The organism is Pseudomonas sp. UBA5706 (assembly GCF_002419965.1).
In the GTDB taxonomy this organism is placed as follows: Bacteria; Pseudomonadota; Gammaproteobacteria; order Pseudomonadales; family Pseudomonadaceae; genus Aquipseudomonas.
In genome coordinates this window covers 69,627-88,538 of sequence record NZ_DIHC01000041.1, presented here as the reverse complement: position 1 = coordinate 88,538, position 18,912 = coordinate 69,627, and the positions used below count along the sequence as shown (strand labels likewise).

The 18,912-nt window shown below is 59.4% G+C and carries 16 protein-coding genes and 1 tRNA gene; 9 read left to right on the top strand and 8 right to left on the bottom strand.

Translation table 11 applies throughout. The features are described from left to right. Positions 1–99: 99 nt before the first annotated feature. The 4 genes from gpmI to B3I26_RS19940 all read left to right on the top strand — a co-directional run bounded on the left by gpmI (position 100) and on the right by B3I26_RS19940 (position 5,278). Positions 100–1,647 carry a 2,3-bisphosphoglycerate-independent phosphoglycerate mutase gene (gpmI, locus tag B3I26_RS19955; RefSeq protein ID WP_296260184.1) on the top strand — a complete coding sequence of 516 codons (1,548 nt, stop codon included), beginning with the start codon at positions 100–102 and terminating at the stop codon, positions 1,645–1,647. A 141-nt stretch (positions 1,648–1,788) separates the two neighbouring features. Beyond that, positions 1,789–3,102, top strand: coding sequence for a murein hydrolase activator EnvC family protein (locus tag B3I26_RS19950; RefSeq protein ID WP_296260183.1), 1,314 nt, complete (start codon positions 1,789–1,791; stop codon positions 3,100–3,102). Between the two features lie 30 nt (positions 3,103–3,132). Continuing rightward, positions 3,133–4,467 carry a S41 family peptidase gene (locus tag B3I26_RS19945; RefSeq protein ID WP_296260181.1) on the top strand — a complete coding sequence of 445 codons (1,335 nt, stop codon included), beginning with the start codon at positions 3,133–3,135 and terminating at the stop codon, positions 4,465–4,467. A gap of 43 nt (positions 4,468–4,510) precedes the next feature. Further along, positions 4,511–5,278, top strand: coding sequence for a divergent polysaccharide deacetylase family protein (locus tag B3I26_RS19940; RefSeq protein ID WP_409521944.1), 768 nt, complete (start codon positions 4,511–4,513; stop codon positions 5,276–5,278). A gap of 84 nt (positions 5,279–5,362) precedes the next feature. Here the strand turns inward: B3I26_RS19940 and B3I26_RS19935 are convergent, their stop codons facing one another. The 7 genes from B3I26_RS19935 to B3I26_RS19905 all read right to left on the bottom strand — a co-directional run bounded on the left by B3I26_RS19935 (position 5,363) and on the right by B3I26_RS19905 (position 11,530). Continuing rightward, on the bottom strand, positions 5,363–6,118 hold the full coding sequence (locus tag B3I26_RS19935) for a substrate-binding periplasmic protein (protein WP_296260176.1): 756 nt from the start codon (positions 6,116–6,118) through the stop codon (positions 5,363–5,365). A gap of 232 nt (positions 6,119–6,350) precedes the next feature. Then, entirely contained in the window at positions 6,351–7,121 is a 771-nt protein-coding gene (gene hisF / locus B3I26_RS19930; RefSeq protein WP_296260174.1) for an imidazole glycerol phosphate synthase subunit HisF, read from the bottom strand. Between the two features lie 134 nt (positions 7,122–7,255). Continuing rightward, the gene (gene hisA, locus B3I26_RS19925) at positions 7,256–7,993 is read right to left on the bottom strand and encodes a 1-(5-phosphoribosyl)-5-[(5-phosphoribosylamino)methylideneamino]imidazole-4-carboxamide isomerase (RefSeq protein ID WP_038998295.1); all 738 of its coding nucleotides are present in this window, start codon (positions 7,991–7,993) and stop codon (positions 7,256–7,258) included. Positions 7,994–8,089: 96 nt separating this feature from the next. Next, the gene (locus B3I26_RS19920) at positions 8,090–8,347 is read right to left on the bottom strand and encodes a DUF2164 domain-containing protein (RefSeq protein WP_296260170.1); all 258 of its coding nucleotides are present in this window, start codon (positions 8,345–8,347) and stop codon (positions 8,090–8,092) included. Next, positions 8,347–8,985: an imidazole glycerol phosphate synthase subunit HisH gene (gene hisH, locus B3I26_RS19915; protein WP_296260168.1), complete on the bottom strand. Its 639-nt coding sequence runs from the start codon at positions 8,983–8,985 to the stop codon at positions 8,347–8,349. The genes B3I26_RS19920 and hisH overlap by 1 nt, the downstream gene beginning before the upstream one ends. Next, a complete protein-coding gene (gene hisB, locus B3I26_RS19910; RefSeq protein WP_110950632.1) occupies positions 8,985–9,578 on the bottom strand; it encodes an imidazoleglycerol-phosphate dehydratase HisB in 594 nt (197 codons plus the stop codon). The genes hisH and hisB overlap by 1 nt, the downstream gene beginning before the upstream one ends. A 290-nt stretch (positions 9,579–9,868) precedes the next feature. Continuing rightward, positions 9,869–11,530, bottom strand: coding sequence for an OFA family MFS transporter (locus B3I26_RS19905; protein WP_296260166.1), 1,662 nt, complete (start codon positions 11,528–11,530; stop codon positions 9,869–9,871). A gap of 388 nt (positions 11,531–11,918) precedes the next feature. Between B3I26_RS19905 and B3I26_RS19900 the strand changes: the two genes are divergently transcribed. The 5 genes from B3I26_RS19900 (at position 11,919) to B3I26_RS19880 (ending at position 17,609) form a co-directional block, all read left to right on the top strand. After that, positions 11,919–14,147, top strand: coding sequence for an AsmA family protein (locus tag B3I26_RS19900; protein ID WP_296260165.1), 2,229 nt, complete (start codon positions 11,919–11,921; stop codon positions 14,145–14,147). Between the two features lie 111 nt (positions 14,148–14,258). Further along, positions 14,259–15,326 (top strand): A/G-specific adenine glycosylase, encoded by a 1,068-nt coding sequence (gene mutY / locus B3I26_RS19895; RefSeq protein ID WP_296260164.1) that lies wholly within the window; start codon positions 14,259–14,261, stop codon positions 15,324–15,326. Continuing rightward, positions 15,323–15,595: an oxidative damage protection protein gene (locus B3I26_RS19890; protein ID WP_296260163.1), complete on the top strand. Its 273-nt coding sequence runs from the start codon at positions 15,323–15,325 to the stop codon at positions 15,593–15,595. The genes mutY and B3I26_RS19890 overlap by 4 nt, the downstream gene beginning before the upstream one ends. Before the next feature lie 102 nt (positions 15,596–15,697). Beyond that, positions 15,698–15,773: transfer RNA gene (locus B3I26_RS19885), tRNA-Phe, on the top strand. 105 nt (positions 15,774–15,878) lie between these two features. Continuing rightward, positions 15,879–17,609 carry a site-specific integrase gene (locus tag B3I26_RS19880; RefSeq protein ID WP_296260162.1) on the top strand — a complete coding sequence of 577 codons (1,731 nt, stop codon included), beginning with the start codon at positions 15,879–15,881 and terminating at the stop codon, positions 17,607–17,609. A gap of 245 nt (positions 17,610–17,854) precedes the next feature. Here B3I26_RS19880 and B3I26_RS19875 read toward each other — a convergent pair whose 3' ends face one another. After that, complete coding sequence (locus B3I26_RS19875; protein WP_296260160.1) at positions 17,855–18,484, bottom strand: recombinase family protein; 630 nt, start codon at positions 18,482–18,484, stop codon at positions 17,855–17,857. Positions 18,485–18,912 lie beyond the last annotated feature (428 nt).

The window sequence follows — 18,912 nt, the reverse complement described above, 5'->3', positions numbered from 1 at the left end:
CAAGGTCGGCCAAAGCCCGTACGGCAGTGACGCCGTTTGAACTTCACCCTAAAATGCCGATCTTTTTTCTACTTCACCTATTAGCCAAGAGTGGGATTCATGACTACCACGCCTAAACCTTTGGTTCTGATCATCCTGGATGGCTTCGGTCACAGCGAAAGCCACGACGGCAATGCAGTCTACTCGGCGACAGCCGAGAAGAAGATGCCGGTCTTCGATCGCCTCTACAAGACCATGCCCAATGGCCTGATCTCCGGTTCCGGCATGGATGTCGGTCTGCCCGAAGGGCAAATGGGCAATTCCGAAGTCGGTCACATGAACCTGGGTGCCGGGCGCGTGGTGTATCAGGACTTCACCCGCGTGACCAAGGCGATCCGCGACGGTGAATTCTTCGAAAACCCGGCCATCTGCAAAGCAGTGGACAAGGCAGTAGGCGATGGCAAGGCCGTGCACATCATGGGCCTGCTCTCCGATGGCGGCGTGCATAGCCATGAAGACCACCTGGTGGCAATGGTCGAGCTGGCCGCCAAGCGCGGCGCCGAGAAGATTTACGTACACGCTTTCCTCGACGGTCGCGACACACCGCCACGCAGCGCGCACAAATACCTCGACACCATGGAAGCGGCCTACGGTCGCCTGGGCAAGGGTCGCACGGCCACGATCGTTGGCCGCTACTTCGCCATGGACCGCGACAATCGCTGGGACCGCGTCGCATCGGCCTACAACCTGATCGTTGACGGCACCTCGCAATACCAGGCTGATACCGCCAAAGCAGGTGTAGACGCTGCCTACGGGCGCGGCGAGAACGACGAATTCGTCAAAGCCACCCGCATCGGCGAGCAGGTCAAGGTTGAAGACGGCGACGCCGTTGTATTCATGAACTTCCGCGCCGACCGCGCCCGCGAACTGACCCGCGTGTTCGTCGAAGACGACTTCAAGGACTTCGCCCGCGCCCGTCAGCCAAAACTGGCCGGCTTCGTGATGCTGACGCAGTACGCCGCGAACATCCCGGCACCTGCCGCGTTCGTCAAAGGCAGCCTGGAAAACGTACTAGGCGAATACCTTTCGAAAAACGGCAAGACACAACTGCGCATCGCCGAAACCGAAAAATACGCCCACGTCACCTTCTTCTTCTCCGGTGGTCGGGAAGAACCGTTTCCGGGCGAAGAGCGCATCCTGATTCCGTCACCCAAAGTTGCGACCTACGACCTGCAGCCGGAAATGAGCGCGCCGGAAGTCACCGACAAGATCGTTGACGCCATCGAAAACCAGCGTTTCGACGTGATCATCGTCAATTACGCCAACGGCGACATGGTGGGCCACAGCGGCATCATGGAAGCGGCCATCAAGGCCGTTGAGTGCTTGGACGTGTGCGTTGGTCGCATCACCGAGGCGCTGGAAAAGGTCGGTGGCGAGGCATTGATCACCGCTGACCATGGCAACGTCGAGCAGATGACCGACGAGAAGACTCACCAGCCGCACACGGCTCACACCACCGAGCCGGTGCCGTTCATCTACGTCGGCAAGCGCAACCTGAAGGTTCGTGAAGGTGGCGTTCTGGCCGACGTGGCGCCAACCATGCTGACATTGCTGGGAATGGAAGTTCCGGCGGAGATGACTGGCAAAACGATTCTGGTCGCCAAGTAAATCGTCATAAACCGGCCTGCCTATTCAGGGCAGGCCGGTTATTTGTATGAAATGTCTGAAAGCGGCGCCCTATGAGCGTTTTTTTTGCAGCCTTCGGCGGGCATACTAACCCCGTCTTTATTCCTGGTATCACCCGACCCCATGCTCCGCGCCCTGATCGCCCTTGCTTTGATTTGTCTGCTCAATCCGGCCTTTGCCGACGATGAGCGCGCACAAACCCAAAAACAGCTGGATGCCACGCGTCAGGACATTACCGAGCTGAAGAAGGCCCTGAGCCAACTTCAGGAAGAAAAATCCGGCGTGCAGAAAGACCTGCGCACAACCGAAACCGAGATGGGCAAGCTGGAAAAGCAGGTGGAGGCCCTGCAAAAAGAACTAAAAAAGAGTGAAACCGAGCTTCAACGGCTCGACCAGGAGAAAAAAAAACTCCAAAGCGCACGGGTTGAACAGCAACGACTGATAGCGATCCAGGCCCGCGCGGCCTATCAGAATGGCCGTCAGGAATACCTCAAGCTGCTGCTCAATCAGCAGAACCCTGAAAAATTCGCTCGCACCCTCACCTACTATGACTATCTGAGCCAGGCCCGCTTGGAGCAGTTGCGCAACTTCAATGAGACCCTGCGTCAGCTGGCCGAAGTCGAGAAAGACATCGACCTGCAGCAAGCGCAGTTGCTGGTCCAGAAAAGCTCGCTGGATGACCAGAAATCCCAGCTCGATACCGTTCGCCAGGAACGTCAGGTTGCACTGGCCAAGCTGAGTCAGGACTACAAGGCTCGCGACCAGAAGCTACAGGCCCGTCAGCAGGATCAGACAGACCTGACGAAAGTCCTTAAGACCATCGAGGAAACCCTGGCCCGTCAGGCTCGCGAAGCCGAAGAAGCGCGTCAGAAAGCGTTGCTGGCCCAGCAGGAAGCTGAGAAACGTCAGCGTGAACAACAGGAGGCGCTGGCCAAAAGTCGTGGCAAGGAAGACAGCGATGAAGCCCCTCGCCGGCCGACAAAAGCTCCTGGCACCCTGGTTTCCAGCGCCGGGCAGTCCTTTGGTGGCGCATTTGCACAGGCAAAGGGAAAACTTCCTTGGCCTGTCGATGGTCGATTGTTGGCACGTTTCGGTGAAAGCCGCGGCGATGATGAGCGGACCAAGTGGGACGGCGTGATGATCAGTGCTGCCGCAGGCAGTCAGGTACGCGCTGTGCATGGCGGTCGTGTGGTCTTCGCCGACTGGTTGCGCGGGGCTGGCCTTCTGGTCATTCTCGACCACGGCAACGGCTATTTGAGTCTGTACGGCCACAACCAGAGTCTGCTGAAAGAAGCTGGGGACGTTGTAAAAGCCGGAGAGGCGATCTCCACCGTGGGCAACAGCGGTGGCGGTCAGGACACTCCGGCATTGTATTTCGCTATTCGTCAGCAGGGTCGCCCTAGTGATCCGGCCCAATGGTGTCGCACTCAAGGATAAGTCGACACTTCACTCAGGAGTTCGTAAGACATGCTGTTTTCGTCCCGCCTCACCTCGCTGGCCCTGACCATTGCCGTGATCATCGGCGCTCCACAGGCCATGGCTGCCGGTACCACCCCTGCTTCGGTGCCAGCCGCGACCACTGCGCCCGCCAACGCCGCAAACATCAAGGCGCCACTGCCGCTTGACGAGCTGCGCACCTTTGCCGAGGTGATGGACCGGATCAAGGCCGCCTACGTTGAGCCAGTGGATGACAAGACACTGCTGGAGAACGCCATCAAAGGCATGCTCAGCAACCTTGATCCGCACTCCGCTTATCTGGGCCCGGAAGATTTCCAGGAGCTGCAGGAAAGCACCAGCGGCGAGTTCGGTGGGCTGGGCATCGAAGTCGGTGTCGAGGATGGCTTCATCAAGGTTGTGTCGCCAATAGACGACACGCCGGCTTCCAAGGCAGGCATCGAAGCGGGCGACCTGATCGTCAAGATCAACGGCGCTCCGACCCAGGGTCAGACCATGCAGGAAGCGGTCGACAAGATGCGCGGCAAGCTGGGCGAGAAGATCACCCTGACCCTGGTGCGCGACGGCGGCAACCCCTTCGACGTAACGCTGGCGCGCGCGACCATTCAAGTCAAGAGCGTGAAGTCGCAGATGCTGGAGCCGGGTTACGGTTACATCCGCATCACCCAATTCCAGGTCAAGACCGGTGAAGAAGTCGGCAAGGCCCTGGCCAAGCTGCGCAAGGACAACGGCAAAAAGATGAACGGTTTGATCCTGGACCTGCGCAACAACCCGGGCGGCGTTCTGCAAGCGGCGGTCGAGGTGGCGGATCACTTCCTGACCAAAGGTCTGATCGTCTACACCAAAGGCCGGATCGCCAACTCCGAACTGCGCTTCTCGGCGGACCCGGCCGATGCCAGCGAAGGCGCACCCTTGGTGGTGCTGATCAACGGCGGCAGCGCCTCGGCCTCCGAGATCGTCGCCGGTGCCTTGCAGGATCAGAAACGCGGCATCCTGATGGGCACCGACACCTTCGGTAAAGGTTCGGTGCAGACCGTGCTGCCGCTGGCTAATGATCGCGCATTGAAGATCACCACGGCGCTGTACTTCACGCCCAATGGTCGCTCGATTCAGGCCCAGGGCATCAACCCGGACATCGAAGTCAAACGGGCGAAGGTCACTGCCGAAGTCGATGGCGACAACTACAAAGAAGCCGATCTGCTGGGTCATTTGGGCAACGGCAACGGTGGCGCGGACAAACCGACCACCAAGGCGGCGGCTGCCAAGGCGCGGCCGCAGGACGATGACTACCAGCTGAATCAGGCTCTGAGCCTGCTCAAGGGCTTGCGTGTCACACGCGGCAATTGATATGCGCTCGCGCTTGACCGGGTTGCTCCGGGCCCTTGCAGTGATGACAGTTGCTCTGACGGGTGCCGCACATGCGGCGCCCGCCGACGCCTCCACCGACGGCAAGTCGCCGACGGTCGCCTACCTCAGCCTGATCATCGACGATCTCGGACAAAGCCCCGAAAAGGACAGCCGGGCGCTGGCCCTGCCCGGTCCCGTGACGCTGGCGATCATGCCCGACACGCCGCACGCCACGGACTTTGCACGCCAGGCGCACAAGGCCGGCAAAACCGTAATGCTGCATATGCCGATGGACCCGGCGACCGGACCTTATGCGTGGCACCCCGAATTACCGCTGCCCGAACTTGAGGCGCGCCTGAATGCGGCACTGCTGAAAGTCCCTTACGCCGCCGGGATCAACAATCACATGGGCAGCCGCATGACAGCCGAGCCTGTGGCGATGACATGGCTGGTGAGTGAATTGCAGCGGCGTCATCTGTTTCTGGTCGATAGCCGCACCAGCGCGAAAACGGTTGCCGCCGCCGAGGCGCAGAAGAACGGCCTTGCGAGCGTGTCGCGGGATGTCTTCCTGGACGACGAGCGCACCGCCGAGGCCATCAACGGCCAACTCCAGACTGCGATCAAGCTGGCGCACAAACAGGGCTCGGCAGTGATGATCGGCCACCCGTACCCCGTGACGATGGACGTGCTGGAGCGTGAAATGCCCAAGCTTAAATCCCAGGGGATAGAGTGGGTCGAAATGCGCCACATGATCAGCATTCGCGGTAATCAGGCGATGGCCGGGCATGGGAAGAATGGAGTTTATCGGTAGGGCCTGAAGCTTTATGGGGGTGCGCTTGCCCGCGATGGAAGGTGCCCGTCACATTGATGCTGCCGACCACCGCGATCGCGTTGGTTAGAGATATTTGCCAACGATGCCGTCTACCACACCCTCTTTTCGCAGCTGATCGAGGGCCGCCTGCAGCTTCTGCACCACTTCATCCGGCGTGTCCTTGTTCAAGGCCAGAAACAACTCGGCGCTGTTGAAACGCAGCACGGTCTTCAACCCGGTCACCCCTTCCTGACGGGCCAGATAACGGCCCGCCGGATCACCCGTTGCCCACAGATCAATCTGACCTTCGACCAGTTTCCTGGCGTTGTCCTTATCGCTGAGTACAGTAATCGGGCTCATGCCCTGTCGCCCCAATTGCTCGGCAATCGCATCGCCCTTGTAGGCGCCGATCTTGTATTGCCGCGCATCTTCGAGGGTATTGAGCTGGATTGGGCTGTCGGCTTTTGCCAGCATGACCCAGTCATCCGGGCCGATGGGGCCGACCCATTTGAAGAGCTGTTCACGCTCAGGCAGTCGCGCGGTCACGAACACGCCGTAGCCGGGATTTTCCAGTGCGAGCTTGTAGATACGATCCCATGGAAAGCGCAACGTCATGCTGTAGCCAATGCCAGCGCGCCTGAATGTCTCACGGACGATCTCGACGGCGATGCCCCTGATATTGGTTTCCTGAGCGAAATTCTTGCCGTCGGCGGCCATGTTGTAAGGTGGGAAATTCTCGGTCAGCAGCACCATCGAATAGGCTGGAGCGTCATCCGCCCTGGTAGTGCCCGATAGCAATGCAGCGACGCTGATCAGCGCAAAAAAAATACCTTTGAACATATCCCTGGCACCTGACCGTAACGACGGCATGAGAGTGCCGTCAGTAACCGGCGCTGTCCAGTTCGGGAGCGAGGGGTCGCTTTCAGGACAGAGGTGCCGCCAAGCGTCGGATCTGGAGATTGCTTCGCGCCAACGCCGATAAGCGCTTCCACACTCTGCTTGAAATGCAGAATAAGACGCTCCCACGCAGAGCATAGGAGCGATCACAGACCTACATGCCAACAGGCAGCTTTCAGCGAACCACAATCCCTTGCCTGGCCATGAACGCCTTGGCTTCCGGAACGGTGTATTCACCGAAGTGAAAGATGCTTGCCGCCAGCACCGCACTGGCGTGGCCTTCCAGAACGCCATCGGCCAAATGCTGCAGATTGCCTACACCCCCCGAGGCAATGACCGGAATCCCCAGCGCATCGCTGATCGCACGCGTCACGCCGAGATCGAAACCGTTCTTCATGCCGTCCTGATCCATGCTGGTCAGCAGAATTTCGCCAGCGCCGAGGTCTTCCATTTTCTTCGCCCACATCACGGCGTCCAGGCCGGTCGGCTTGCGCCCGCCATGGGTGAAGATCTCCCAGCGCGGAACTTCGCCAGGGCCGGAAACCTTCTTCGCATCGATAGCGACCACAATGCACTGCGAACCGAAGCGCGCAGCAGCCTCACCCACGAACTCGGGGTTGAACACCGCAGCCGTGTTGATCGAGACCTTGTCGGCGCCGGCGTTGAGCAGGTTGCGGATGTCCTGCACGGTGCGTACCCCGCCGCCGACGGTCAGGGGGATGAACACCTGGCTGGCCATGCGTTCGACGGTATGCAGCGTGGTGTCGCGGCCATCGACGCTGGCAGTGATGTCGAGAAAGGTAATCTCGTCGGCACCCTGCTCGTCATAACGGCGGGCGATTTCCACCGGGTCACCGGCGTCGCGGATGTTCTCGAACTTGACGCCCTTGACCACTCGACCGTTGTCGACGTCCAGGCAAGGGATGATACGTTTGGCGAGGGCCATGGGCCTGATCTCCGGGAACGGTTGAAGACTTGTGGGAGCGAGCTTGCTCGCGGCGAGGGCCGTACATCAGACATATCGTCAGCGTCCGGTCCTCAGTATTCGCGAGCAAGCTCGCTCCTACAGGATCTGGTCTGTCAGCCTTTGTACGAGTCGCAGAACGCCTGAGCCTCTGCAACATCCAGGGTGCCTTCATAAATCGCACGGCCGGTGATCGCGCCGATGATGCCCGGTGCTTTCGCGTCCAGCAGCGCCTTGATGTCACCCAGGTTGTGAATGCCGCCTGAAGCGATCACCGGGATCTTCGTAGCCGCCGCCAGGGCCGCGGTGAACGGCACGTTGCAGCCCTGCATCATGCCGTCTTTGGCGATGTCGGTATAAACGATGGCCGAGACGCCGTCCGCTTCGAAACGTTTGGCCAGGTCGATCACCTGAACCGAGCTGACCTCGGCCCAGCCGTCAGTGGCAACGAAGCCGTCCTTCGCGTCCAGACCGACGATCACTTTGCCGGGGAACGCGCGGCAGGCTTGGGCGACGAATTCAGGCTCCTTGACCGCCTTGGTGCCGATGATCACGTAGCTCACGCCCGCCTTGACGTAGTGCTCGATGGTTTCCAGCGAGCGAATGCCGCCGCCGATCTGGATCGGCAGGTTCGGGTAGCGCTTGGCGATGGCGGTGACCACCTCACCGTTGACCGGCTGGCCTTCGAACGCGCCGTTCAGGTCCACCAGATGCAGACGGCGGCAACCACCGTCGACCCATTTGGCCGCCATGCTCACCGGATCGTCGGAGAACACCGTGGAGTCTTCCATGCGGCCCTGGCGCAGGCGCACGCAGGCACCGTCTTTAAGGTCGATAGCGGGAATAATGAGCATGCTTTTTCCTTCGTCAAAAGAGCTGCAAGCTGCGAGCTATAAGCTGCAAGCAGGCACGCGTAAATCATTCTTGCAGCGTGAAGCCTGGCGCTGCCTTTAATTTTTTTCGAGCGCCCAGACGTCGCTTTCGATGCTGTCGAATCGCTCTTTGAGGTGCGCCTGAACATCGAAAATCGCGCGGTTGTAATAGTGCGGAGCAATTTCGCGCGTGAACAACTCAAGGATTTCAGCCGCCTCGAACGAGCCCAGGTCCAGTTCGAAGCGATCCTCCATGAACCGCTTGATCTTGTGACACGCCTCGCTCTCCTGCTCGGGAGTGAGGGTGAGGATCGGCGGCTTGTTCTTCCTGCTCATTACCAGCGCCCGTCCCACGCGGCGAAGTTCTGCAGCAATTGCAGGCCATGGGTGTGGCTCTTCTCGGGGTGGAACTGCACCGCAAAGCGCGGACCGTCCGCCAGTGCGGCGGCGAAGTCGTGACCGTAATGACCGCGACCGACGATCTGCCGCGGATTGGGCGATTCGATGTAGTAGCTATGTACGAAATAGAAACGCGCCATGTCGGGAATGTCGTGCCACAGCGGGTGATCCACCGACTGCGCAACCTCGTTCCAACCCATGTGCGGGACTTTCAGGTGTTGGCCGTCTTCGTGTAGATCCTTGCCGAAGAAACGCACCTGGCCCGGAAAGACGCCGATGCAATCGACGCCGCCACTCTCTTCGCTGCGATCCATCAGTGCCTGCATGCCGACGCAAATGCCGAGAAACGGACGGTCCTTGCTGACCTCGCGCACCAGCGCATCGAACCCCAAGCGGCGGATTTCAGCCATGCAATCGCGAATCGCGCCCACGCCGGGGAACACGATACGGTCGGCTTCGCGGATGACGTCTGCGTCGCTGGTAATCAGCACACGACCGGCACCCACGTGTTCGAGGGCCTTGGCCACCGAGTGCAGGTTGCCCATGCCATAGTCGATAACGGCAACGGTCTGCATTACAGCACGCCCTTGGTTGACGGCATCTGGCCGGCCATGCGCTCGTCCAGCTCGACGGCCATGCGCAGCGCGCGGCCGAATGCCTTGAACACCGTTTCGATCTGGTGGTGAGTGTTGTGGCCGCGCAGGTTGTCGATGTGCAGCGTCACGTTCGCGTGGTTGACGAAGCCCTGGAAGAACTCCTGGAACAGGTCCACGTCAAAGCCGCCAACAGTGGCGCGGGTGTAGGGCACATGCATTTGCAGGCCAGGACGGCCGGAAAAATCGATGACCACACGCGACAGTGCCTCATCCAGCGGGACGTAGGCATGGCCGTAGCGACGGATGCCTTTTTTGTCGCCAATGGCTTTGCTGAAGGCCTGGCCCAGGGTGATACCGACGTCTTCCACAGTGTGGTGGTCATCGATATGCAGGTCGCCCTTGCTTTCGATGTCCAGATCGATCAACCCGTGACGGGCGATCTGGTCGAGCATGTGTTCAAGAAAAGGCACGCCGATATCGAATCGGGCCTTTCCGGTGCCATCTAGGTTGATCGAGGCTTTGATCTGGGTTTCCAGGGTGTCGCGCTCGACGAACGCCTTACGTTCGGCCATCACCAGCTCCGCAAAATCATTGGGCGAAAAGGCGGCCATTATAGGCGTGTGGCGGGCAAACAGAAACACGAAGGGTGATATCAGTGACGGGCTGAATACCGCGTCGTGAGCGATAGACATGTGCATACATGCAAAGCTAACCAGCGCCGAAACAACTGTGGGAGCGGGCGTGCTCGCGAAGAGGCCCTTACATTCAACAATGATGTCGACTGTCAGACCGCTTTCGCGAGCAGGCTCGCTCCCACAGGTTTTGCATCGGCCTGAAGATACCTCAGGCCGAGATCAGCGGCTTAGTGAAACAGCACCGCCGTCTTCTGCAGCGTGACCCACACGCCCCACGCCAATGGAATGCCCACTGCCAGCCAAGCGAGGATCGCCAGCGGCTTGGTGCTCGGGTCGGCCTTCCACTCCAGCGAAGTGGTGTGGTCGGCGCCCGCATCGTGGCCGATAGCTTGCTCAGCCTTCAATTGCTCGTCGCTCATGAAGTACTTGTCGGCCACCGGACGCACCAGCATGTTGCAGATGAAGCCCAGCACCAGCAGACCCGCGAGAATGTACAGCGTGATGTCGTAAGCATCGGCGCGTGCAACGCCATGGCTCAGTTGATACTCGCGCAGGTAGTTCACCAGCACCGGACCCAGCACCCCGGCCGCCGCCCAGGCAGTCAACAGACGACCGTGGATCGCGCCGACCATTTGCGTGCCGAACAGGTCAGCCAGATAAGCCGGAACGGTCGCAAAACCGCCGCCGTACATCGACAGCACCACGCAGAACGCCGCCACGAACAGCGCGACGCTGCCCAGATGGCCCAGGGTCGGCACCGATGCATACAGCAAAAAGCCCAGCGCGAAGAACACGAAGTAAGTGGCTTTACGACCGATGTAATCGGAGAACGAGGCCCAGAAGAAGCGCCCACCAATGTTGAACAGGCTCAACAGGCCGGTGAAACCCGCAGCAATGGCCGCAATGGCCGCCAGTTGCGAGGCATCCAGCTGCGAGAAGCCCTGATCGGTGCCCAGCAGTTTGCCGCCAAACACTTCCTGCAGCAGCGGCGAAGCCATGCCGAGGATGCCGATACCGGCCGAAACGTTCAGGCACAGCACCAGCCAGACCAGACGGAACTGCGGGGTTTTCCACGCAACCCTGACGTGCACGTGGCGGTGGGTAATCATCGCGCTGTTGGTTTTCTTCGCAGGCGCGGTCCAGCCTTCAGGCTTCCAACCGGTAGGTGGAACGCGGTACGCCAAGGCACCACCGATCATGAAGATGAAATAGATCACGGCCATTGCCACAAAGCTTTGCCATACGCCGACGCTGTCTGGCGTGGCGAAGTGGCTCATCAGCGCGGTCGCCAGTGGAGCACCCACCATCGCCCCGCCGCCGAAGCCCATGATCGCCATACCGGTCGCCATGCCGCGCTTGTCCGGGAACCACTTGATCAGGGTCGATACCGGAGAGATGTAACCCAGCCCCAGGCCGATACCGCCGATCACGCCGGACCCGATCCACATCATCCAGATCTGGTGGGTATAAATGCCCAGCGCCGAAATCAGCAGACCGCCACACCAGCACAATGCCGACACCACACCAGCCTTGCGTGGCCCTGCGTGTTCCAGCCAGCCACCCCAAATGGCAGCCGAACAGCCCAGGAAGATGAAGAACAGCGTGTAGATCCAGCCCAGCATGGAGATCGGCCAGTCACAGCTGGACGAAAACACTTGCTCGAAGAAACCCATGTCGGCCGGGCAGGCAACGGCGGTCTTGATGCCAATGGCCTTGGACAGCGGCAGCCAGAACACCGAGAAGCCATAGGCCATGCCGATACACAAGTGAATGGCCAACGCGGCTGGAGGAACCAGCCACCGGTTGAAACCACGTTTGGCGATAATGCGCTCTTTGGACAAGAACGCAGGCTGAGCGCCAGAGCCGCCCAGAGCAGTGCTCGAAGTCATTATTTTTTGCCCCTGTTTGTAGTTGTGTCCCGCAAGAACAGCGACCTCATTCCGCCACCCCTCTTAATGCACGCAAGCATCGGGAGTTTTATCGGCGGAAAGTCTCTTTACGTGACAATTCGACGCAGTGTGAGCTGCGAACGGCGAGAGATTAGCATTTGCCGCGTCATAAACATCATTCTGCTACTACCTTTTTTACGCCGCCTGTCATTGCCTGAATCGGCTACATCCTCTGCAGCAAGTCAGCCGATCGTCAGCGATTTCCCGCCGCCACGTTTTTTGCGTACATTCGCGCAGACCTTCCACGGCCGATCAAAGCCCGGCGCCTGCTTGAGAACGCTATACTCGCGGGCTAAATTTTGAACGACTCGATTACAAGGACTCGCCCATGAAAGCGTTCGGCAAAATCCTGGGACTATTCATTCTCGGGCTGTTGCTGATCATCGTGGCTCTCGGCTTTGCCCTGACCCATCTGTTTGATCCCAACGACTACAAAGACGAGATTCGTAAACTGGTTCGCGACCGGGCCCATGTCGAGCTGACCCTCAACGGCGATATCGGCTGGAGTTTGTTCCCCTGGCTGGGCCTTGAACTGCACGACGCCAGCATCGCCACGCTGACCGAGCCGAGCAAACCTTTTGCCGACCTGCAGATGCTTGGCCTTTCCGTGCGCGTGCTGCCGCTGCTGCGCAAGGAAGTGCAAATGAGCGATGTGCGCGTCGAAGGGTTAAACCTGATGCTCACCCGCGACAAAAACGGCCATGGCAACTGGGAAGACATCGGTAAGACGCCGGCCACTTCAGCCAACCCGACGCAGCCGTCAGTTGCAGCACAGCCCCCCATCGAGCCTGCGCCAGCTCAATCGGAAAAAACCTGGCAGCCGCTTAAGCTGGACATCGACAGCCTGACCGTGAACAACGCCCGCGTTGACTTCAACGACATGCACAACGCCCGGCAATTCACCGCCGAAAGCATCCAGCTGAGTACAGGCCCGGTGCATAACGCCACCGATATTCCGATCAAGCTGACGGCGTTCCTCAGCACCAACCAGCCAGTCGTGCGCACTAAGACCGAACTCACCGGCAAGCTGCGTTTTGATCGCGCACTCAAGCGTTATCAACTCGATGACATGCGGTTCTCGGGGGAAGCGGCAGGCGATCCGCTGCAAGGCAAGACGCTGACGTTCTCGGCTCAGGGCCAGTTGCTGGCAGACCTGTCGGCCAACGTTGCCGAATGGACCAACCTCAAGCTGTCCGCCAACCAGCTGCGTGCCCTTGGCGAACTGCATGTTCGCGATCTGGACAACGCCCCGCAGCTCAGCGGCGGCATCTCCATCGCCCAATTCAACGTGCGTGAGTTCCTCGACAGCATCGGCCAGACCGCACCGACCCTGGGCGACAACAGCCTGACCCGGCTGGAGATGGTCAGTCGTATCGCTGCAACGCAAAACAGCGTCTCGCTCGATGATCTGACGCTGAGAGTCGACGACAGCACCTTTACCGGCCGCGTGGCCGTGGAAGACTTCGCCAAGCAGTCACTGCGCTTGCAACTCAAGGCCGATACGTTCGACGCCGACCGTTATCGCCCACCGCAAAGCGATCAAGCGAAAGCTGCTGGCGCCGCGCGTAAAACCGAAGTGCAAAGCACTGAAGCCAACGCCTTGGCTGCAGCGGATACTTCGCCATTGCCAGTGCAGCCCACGCAAGGCGCCTGGAGCGATGCGAAACTGCTGCCGCTGGAGCGCATGCGTACGCTCGATGTCGACGCCGATCTGAGCTTCGGCAAGCTGACCGTGGAGAAATTGGCGATCCAGAATGCTGCGCTGAAAACCTCGGCGCTGGATGGCGTGGTCAATCTCGACAGCCTGCGTGGCGATCTCTACAACGGCAACTTCGAAATCAAGGGCAACCTTGACGTACGCCCCGAAATCCCGCTGGCCAGCGTGCAGACGCGGATTACCAGAGTGCCGGTCGAACGCTTCATCCAGAGCCAGGGTACCACCCCGCCGCTGCGTGGCCTGCTGACGCTGAACAGCGACGTGCGTGCCAAGGGCAATAGTCAGAAGGCGCTGGTGGAGAGCCTGAATGGCACCGCCGGCTTCACGCTGAACGACGGCGTGTTGGTCAACGCCAACCTTGAGCAGCAATTGTGCCGGGGTATTTCGGTGCTCAACCGCAAGACCCTCAGCGGTGATCCACGCGGCAAGGACACGCCATTCCAGCAGCTCAACGGCAATCTGGTGTTCCGTAACGGGGTGGCCAGCAACCCGGACCTGAAAGTCCGCACGCCCGGCATGACGGTCAACGGCGATGGCGACATCGACTTGCGCGTAATGGGGATGAACTACCGCGTCGGCGTGATCATCGAAGGCGACAAGAGCGACATGCCGGACCCGGCCTGCCAGGTGAACCCGCGCTTCGTCGGCATCGAATGGCCGATTCTCTGTCGCGGCCCGCTGGAATTGGGCGCCAAGGCCTGTCGCCTCGATAACGAAGGCATAGGCAAGGTCGCCGCCAAACTGGCCACCGATCGCATCGGCGACAAGATCGACGAAAAGCTGGGGGACAAGGTCAGTCCCGAGCTCAAGGACGCAATCAAGGGATTGTTCAAACGGTGATCGTGCACTGCCGGCGAGAGTCGGCAGGACGACGCAATACAGGTGGGCGCTTGCTCCCACATGTTTGGGGCTGACCCTGCCTTAACCTTTTCCCTAAACACCGGAACCACGATGCAACCCGAGCAGTTCTCCTCCGCCGTCCTTGACTGGTACGACCGTCACGGCCGCCATGATCTTCCCTGGCAACACGACATCACTCCCTATCGCGTATGGGTGTCGGAAATCATGCTGCAACAAACTCAGGTCAGCACGGTACTGGGCTACTTTGACCGCTTCATGGAGGCGCTGCCCACGGTTCAAGCCCTGGCCGAAGCGCCTGAGGACGAAGTGCTGCACCTGTGGACGGGCCTGGGCTATTACACCCGCGCCCGCAACCTGCAGAAGGCTGCGAAGATCGTCGTCGCCGAGCACGGCGGCGAATTTCCTCGCGACGTGGAAAAGCTCACCGAACTGCCCGGCATCGGTCTGTCCACCGCCGGCGCGATCGCCAGCATCAGCATGGGCCTGCGCGCGCCGATCCTCGATGGCAACGTCAAACGCGTTTTGGCGCGCTTCACTGCTCAAGAGGGCTATCCGGGTGAGCCGAAAGTCGCCAAGCAAATGTGGGCGACCGCAGAGCGCTTCACGCCTCACAGCCGAGTCAACCATTACACGCAGGCGATGATGGACCTGGGCGCCACACTGTGCACGCGCAGCAGACCCAGCTGCCTGTTGTGCCCGCTGGAGCGCGGCTGCCAAGCGCACATGCTCGGCCAGGAAACCCGTTACCCGATTCCTAAACCGCGCAAGACCGTGCCGCAGAAACGCACCCTGATGCCGATATTCGCCAACCATCAAGGCGAGATTCTGCTTTACCGTCGTCCCTCGACAGGCTTGTGGGGTGGGCTATGGAGCCTGCCGCAACTGGACGAATTCGGCGACATGCAGCATCTGGCCGACCAGCACGCCCTGAAGCTGGGCGAGCATCAGGCGATGCCTGAACTGATTCACACCTTCAGCCATTTCCAGCTGACCATCGAGCCGTGGCTGGTCAGGGTCCAGGAGTCGGCCCATCACGTGGCCGAGGATGACTGGCTCTGGTATAACCTCGCCACCCCGCCGCGCCTGGGCCTCGCTGCCCCGGTGAAGAAGCTGCTTAAGAACGCAGCCGACGTAATGAACGCAGGAGAGTCGTCATGACCCGCACCGTAATGTGCCGCAAATACAAAGAAGAACTGCCAGGCCTGGAGCGCCCGCCGTATCCAGGCGCCAAGGGCGAAGACATCTACCACCACGTATCGCAGAAAGCCTGGGCCGACTGGCAGAAGCACCAGACCTTGCTGATCAACGAACGCCGTCTGAACATGATGAATGCCGAAGACCGCAAGTTCCTGCAGGCCGAGATGGACAAGTACCTCTCTGGCGAAGAATACGCCAAGGCCGAAGGCTACGTACCACCGTCCGAATAACCCTTTGCAGACGGTGTTAGTCGTAAGCGGAGGAAATAATTCAAATTTTTTTCGTCAACACGCTTGACGACCTTCTGAAAAACACGTCTAATGCGCCCCGTTGCCCAGATAGCTCAGTCGGTAGAGCAGGGGATTGAAAATCCCCGTGTCGGCGGTTCGATTCCGTCTCTGGGCACCAAATACCGAAAACCCCTGATTCCGCAAGGTCTCGGGGGTTTTTACTATCTGGAGTTGCTGTAACCCGTCACGTATGAGTACACACGGCGGGTACACGATGGGCTTTATGGCACAACCTTGGAAAGATCCCCGCACCGGGACTTACTACATTCGCCGCCGTATCCCTAAGGACATCAGGCCGCTCCTTCCTGATGCAGGCGAGACCTACAAGCGCACGCTGGGCACGAAAGATATCCGCGAGGCCAAGACCCGTTTTGCCGCTGCATGGGGTCATTCAGAACAGTTCTTCCTGAACGCCCGTCTCCAACTTTCCGGCACTCACACCCCTACCCTTCAAGACGCTATTCAGCTCGCCGCGAGATGGGCGAAGGCTGAGCTTGATCATATGGAATCCACCGGAAGATTTGAGGGATATCTCATCGGCTCGGATGACGTAGGCCACGAGACCCTGCGCGATCACTTCAGCGTCAGAAACCCGAAAGCCCTACTGGGGCCCCATGGCCTGGAGTCACGCGCTCGAAAGCACCTCGATCAAACGGTAGCCGATGAGCTGGCGAAGGTTTCACTGCCAATGCCTTCGCCCGGTACGCCTTTCCACAAGTATCTATACGAAGCGTTCTTGGCGCAGCATCTGGAACTGTCCGAGATTGCCTACAAGCGCCACCACGGCAATTACTCTGCGGTATTTGAGCTACCCCACGAAGCCCCCTTAAGCATCGACAAGACCAAGGCAGCGAGCCCGAGCGAGACTCTTTCCGTGGTCTTTGAGCATTGGGCCCGGAATCATCGTCACATGGGTGATGGGAAGCGTGACGTTGAGAAGACCGCAGGGGAGTATCAGACCACTATCGTCCGCTTCATTGAGCTGGTTGGCGACCTCCCAGTTAAGCAAATCAAGCGCAGGACGATTGAAGAGTTCTACAACCTGCTTCGTCAGTTGCCATCCAAAGGCGAGGGCCTCAAAGGGCTCAACGCACACGAGCAGATTGCCCGAGCCAAACAGCTTGATCTGCCTTTGCTGAGTAGTGCAACGATCAAGAACAAGCTCATGGGCCTTTCCTCGGTCCTGGCCTACGCCGTGCAGATGGAATACATCACAGAGAACCCAGTGGTCGCCTCGGGCATCACGAAGTCCCTGCGTAAAGCGAGCGCCAAGCAATCACGCACAGCCACTCGGAAAGGCTTCACCCAAGCGGAACTCATTCAGGTCTTCTCAAGCCCGCTCTTCAAGGGTGAATGGATCGCCCCTCGGGCATCGTTTGGAGAGGCTTGGAAGTGGCTACCACTCTTGCTCTGCTATACAGGCGCACGAAGGGAGGAGATTGCTCAGATGAAGGCCAGCGAGGTCCGTAAGTCCGAAGACGGCATATGGCATCTGGACCTTCTTGGTGTGTCCGAGGATGGAGTAGACGACGATAGGACCTTGAAGACCAAAGGTAGCCATCGCTTGGTCGTCATCCACCAAGACCTCATTGATCTTGGCTTCATTGAGTACGTCGAGGGTCTGCCCGCATCTGGACAGCTCTTTCCAGCCCTCAAGCCTAACCCTACGGGCTGGTATGGGCACAACTTCGGTAAGCGTTGGGGCGTGTACCTTCGCGAGGTCGCGGAGCTTGAGACGCCTGTGAGCCCTTCCCACGGTTTCCGCCATTGCTTTAAGACCATGTGCCGAGAGGCAGGCATTCCGGAGGAAATACACGATGCAATCACGGGTCATGACGATGGCTCAGTGAGCAGAAGCTATGGTGAGCGTCACTTGCTCAAGGCCCAGCAAGAACAGTTGGCCCGCTTGCCACACATTGCAATCCTTGCAGGTCTTCTGCCTGATCGATCTTAACGATTACAGATGAGGGCACCAGAGAGTCAACGATGGGGCATCTCTGGGCATGCCTGTCAGTTGAGGAGGGGGGATGGGTCATTGATCGCCTTAGATAAGGACCAAGCTGAGTAACCCTAAGTCCCTACTCTTATAGTGAGTGGGGTTTAACTGGTTACTCTTCTGCAAGGTCCCTGACGGGCCCGGCTCTACCCGTCTTTGTGGGCTCCTACCAATCTCGGAATCAGCGCCACGGACATCAACCGTCATAGGTCACCAGCATCACGCTTTATGGCTCGCTGAACGGTGGCCGTGCTGACGCCTGTGGCCCTTGATGTCTCCCGTAAACCCATTCCCTTGCTCAGGCAGTCCAGAATGCGCTGGTGCTTGTCCTGATCGATCCCACGGCCCTTGTATGCACCTTGCTCTTGAGCCTTCTTGATGCCGTCCACTTGACGACGCCTACGGTCCTCGTAGTCCTTACGGGCGACCGCCGCGAGCATGTCCAAAAGCATGTCATTGATGGCCCCAAGCATCCGCGATGTGAAAGTGTCCAACGCCCCACTCCCCTGCGCCATGAACTGGTGCGAGGTAGGCAAATCGAGCGAGACCACTCGGACCTCCTTGTCCTTGATAATCCCCCGGAGCTTCTGCCAGTCGGCTTCAGTGAGGCGTGAAAGCCGGTCTACCTGCTCGACCAAAAGGACATCACCGGGATGTGCATCAGAAAGCAGCCGGAACAGCTCAGGTCGCTTGAGGGTGGCTCCGCTCTCGTTCTCGATGTAGCAAGCCGCTACCCGCTGCCCATGATCATGTGCGAAGGCCGTGAGCTGGTCCTTAGCCCGGTGGGCATCTTGGTCAGCAGTAGAAGCTCGAAGGTAAGCACGGATGAACATCGAGAGGCGTCCTGTAGTCGTTAAGGTGTAGTCACTATAGGTGTGGTCGTTGCAGTGGTCAATATCCTCTAAACAACCACGCACTCACGAGCATTTTGCCGTAGTCGCTGAGGTGCACCCAAAGGGCCACGCTTGATGGGGCCCCTCGATCCATCTAATCAAAAGTGAATGACTGCGAGCGACCATCGAAATGTAATCAATCCTTGCCGTTCACTTAGGCCCTCATCCAGAGGCGCGCAGGCGCACGGTAACGACCCAGGCAGGCGCGATAAGGCCCACGCGAGGGCACCCACGGGGGAGTGCGAGGACGCATCCGTAGTGAGGTGGTCATTCAGATTTTTCTGTCAGATTCTCAAGAGGCTGGTGGCGGCAAGTGATAGGGTTGTCGATTGTCTTATCTTTCCCCCAATCCTATGCGAGGAAGCCTT

Excerpts from the sequence above, each read along its gene's own strand:
- gpmI (WP_296260184.1), top strand. The coding sequence starts at position 100 with ATGACTACCACGCCTAAACCTTTGGTTCTGATCATCCTGGATGGCTTC.
- B3I26_RS19950 (WP_296260183.1), top strand. The coding sequence starts at position 1,789 with ATGCTCCGCGCCCTGATCGCCCTTGCTTTGATTTGTCTGCTCAATCCG.
- B3I26_RS19945 (WP_296260181.1), top strand. The coding sequence starts at position 3,133 with ATGCTGTTTTCGTCCCGCCTCACCTCGCTGGCCCTGACCATTGCCGTG.
- B3I26_RS19940 (WP_409521944.1), top strand. The coding sequence starts at position 4,511 with ATGACAGTTGCTCTGACGGGTGCCGCACATGCGGCGCCCGCCGACGCC.
- B3I26_RS19935 (WP_296260176.1), bottom strand. The coding sequence starts at position 6,118 with ATGTTCAAAGGTATTTTTTTTGCGCTGATCAGCGTCGCTGCATTGCTA.
- hisF (WP_296260174.1), bottom strand. The coding sequence starts at position 7,121 with ATGGCCCTCGCCAAACGTATCATCCCTTGCCTGGACGTCGACAACGGT.
- hisA (WP_038998295.1), bottom strand. The coding sequence starts at position 7,993 with ATGCTCATTATTCCCGCTATCGACCTTAAAGACGGTGCCTGCGTGCGC.
- B3I26_RS19920 (WP_296260170.1), bottom strand. The coding sequence starts at position 8,347 with ATGAGCAGGAAGAACAAGCCGCCGATCCTCACCCTCACTCCCGAGCAG.
- hisH (WP_296260168.1), bottom strand. The coding sequence starts at position 8,985 with ATGCAGACCGTTGCCGTTATCGACTATGGCATGGGCAACCTGCACTCG.
- hisB (WP_110950632.1), bottom strand. The coding sequence starts at position 9,578 with ATGGCCGAACGTAAGGCGTTCGTCGAGCGCGACACCCTGGAAACCCAG.
- B3I26_RS19905 (WP_296260166.1), bottom strand. The coding sequence starts at position 11,530 with ATGACTTCGAGCACTGCTCTGGGCGGCTCTGGCGCTCAGCCTGCGTTC.
- B3I26_RS19900 (WP_296260165.1), top strand. The coding sequence starts at position 11,919 with ATGAAAGCGTTCGGCAAAATCCTGGGACTATTCATTCTCGGGCTGTTG.
- mutY (WP_296260164.1), top strand. The coding sequence starts at position 14,259 with ATGCAACCCGAGCAGTTCTCCTCCGCCGTCCTTGACTGGTACGACCGT.
- B3I26_RS19890 (WP_296260163.1), top strand. The coding sequence starts at position 15,323 with ATGACCCGCACCGTAATGTGCCGCAAATACAAAGAAGAACTGCCAGGC.
- B3I26_RS19880 (WP_296260162.1), top strand. The coding sequence starts at position 15,879 with ATGGCACAACCTTGGAAAGATCCCCGCACCGGGACTTACTACATTCGC.
- B3I26_RS19875 (WP_296260160.1), bottom strand. The coding sequence starts at position 18,484 with ATGTTCATCCGTGCTTACCTTCGAGCTTCTACTGCTGACCAAGATGCC.